Here is a 2,177-nt window from a genome sequence, read left to right as displayed (position 1 = left end):
AACATCATCACATTGAGATAATGCTTTTTCAACCGCTTGAACTTTAAATTCTTGTGTAAATCGACGTCTCATTTTTATCTGCCTCTATTAAAAGTTAGAGACGACAACTATCCTGACACAGGGGGATAACGAGCCTGTAGAATAACTCGTTTTTAATTTATTTTTATTGATGCATTAACCATAGCCGAGTTCCTATTTTGATTCAATCGACAACTGACTTTCGCGTAAAATATAAAAAAAGACTTGGTGTTGTTTTAATTGGCGTTTTGCAGGTGTTTAAGTGGCTTACTTGGTGAGGTAGCAGCTTATCTCTATTAATGTAGTGTGTTTTACACGTGCGAATTAGCTTTTACTTCTCTTTCTGTGCTCTTTGTGCAAAAGATCTTTAATTGAATTATTCACAAAGAGATTAAGAGGCGCTGCGCTTTAGAGGGCTATAAGCAAATCCTATGCTAATAACGTAAGGATTGCACAGCGATCCCTTATGTATTTGCCGTAAGCTACTTGCTTAACGGCCACATCGACAGATGAAGTAAACGAATTTGTTTATTGATTTAGAATTGACCGTCACTGTATAAAAGCGGTCAAAGAAAATACTAGTGCCTATTGACAGAGTTAAGGCTCATATTTGTTAGGCTTTTGTTGGCACTGATAAGCCTAGCGCATTCATTAAATCATGCTTACTTTGCTCTAAAGTTTTACCTGCTGTATCTACAACAACTCTTTCAGTCATCCATTGATAGTATTCACGTTCATAAACACTCTCCCATGTTGGAAGTTGTAAGTCAGGTATATCAGAAACTCTAGTTTCTATTCGTTGTTTATGCTCGTGCAGGTCAGAGCAGATAACTTCAATTTCAATAAATTGAGCACTTGACCTAGTTGCAGTATTTCTCCACAACTCCCGTGACTCATTTACTGGATTTGTAGAATCAGCAACAACTGATTGTCCAAGCTTTAAATTATCCGACGCTACCGATGAGGCAATCTTATATCCCTCATCGTAAATCTGATTAATACCATGGCTTTTTAAGGTTTGTTCAATCGTATCAACACGCAAATAAACAGCACCGATAGTCTCTGACAAATATTTAGATAGCTCAGACTTGCCAGTACCTGGCAAGCCGCCAAAAATATATAGCAATTTAATTTTCCCTCAGAGATCGAATAAAAAGCCTAACGAGGCTGTAGAATTACTCGTTTTTAATTTATTTTAATTGATGCATTAACCATAGCCCAGTTGCTATTTTGATTCAATCGACAACTGGCTTTCACGTAAAATATAAAAGACGATTTGCTGTTGTTTTAATTGGCGTTTTGGAAGGTCTGACAAGTGTTTGAGTGGCTTATTAAGAGATAAGGGCTTCCCCTAATTAGTGCATCGTGTTTTGCAGCTTTTCTATATTATGAACTAAGCAATGCAGTTGCCGCAGAATGAAGTAAAGGTATTCACTTTCGTTTGACCGCTTAAAATCAACTTAGTCATGTATTTATTGACTGAAACACCCCGTTTAAATTCATACAAAACAGTTGACCATTAAAGTTACGATTGTTTATTTAAGCAGCTACATTTTACGAACGCAATTAATAAAGCTTTCAAACGAACCTGCCAGAAATTCAATATTATCAAAAGTTACTTCCTCACCGTAGTCGACCTCACCATCTTTATTCCAAAAGTACATATTACCAAAGTGAGGTTTTTGTATACCTATACAAATTTGATTCCCAATACCATCATCGGCTATTGGACAAAGAGTCTCGGGAATTGTGTGACTATGAGAACCCCAAGCACACAACAGATCTATACGAGTATCCGACTTACTGACTCCGTAAAAACAATTTATTAAAATCTGGTATTCAGGATCATTCACGCACACATAAGCACTTTCAACTTCAGGGCCACCGCCATTTTGAGCTAATAAAAATTCAATGTATGAATCTGGAAATTGAAGTTCTACTTCTGAGAAGACTATTTCTAGTTGCTCCCTAGTGACCGCAGGATAACTCTTTACTAGTTTTATCATTAGGAGCTTTCAAACCTTTTCAGCACATTGCGTATTCTCATGACTTTGATCACCGATTCTCATCAGCTTTGATCACTTGATTTATCATTTTGTAGAGCCGTTTTTAAATTAGCTTAACTGATCATCATCAGTCAATTTATTTAACTGTTTTCG

At 36.4% G+C, this 2,177-nt stretch carries 2 protein-coding genes; both read right to left on the bottom strand.

The genetic code is table 11. From position 1 onward, the window contains the following. Window positions 1-631: 631 nt before the first annotated feature. Window positions 632-1,144: an AAA family ATPase gene (locus tag H5201_RS22295; RefSeq protein ID WP_145241240.1), complete on the bottom strand. Its 513-nt coding sequence runs from the start codon at window positions 1,142-1,144 to the stop codon at window positions 632-634. A 421-nt stretch (window positions 1,145-1,565) separates the two neighbouring features. Beyond that, a complete protein-coding gene (locus H5201_RS22290; RefSeq protein WP_182785429.1) occupies window positions 1,566-2,024 on the bottom strand; it encodes an SMI1/KNR4 family protein in 459 nt (152 codons plus the stop codon). Window positions 2,025-2,177: the final 153 nt, after the last annotated feature.

The sequence above is a fragment of the Pseudoalteromonas sp. SG43-6 genome (assembly GCF_014164365.1).
In the GTDB taxonomy this organism is placed as follows: Bacteria; Pseudomonadota; Gammaproteobacteria; order Enterobacterales; family Alteromonadaceae; genus Pseudoalteromonas; species Pseudoalteromonas rhizosphaerae.
This window is presented reverse-complemented; position numbering and strand designations above follow the sequence as displayed.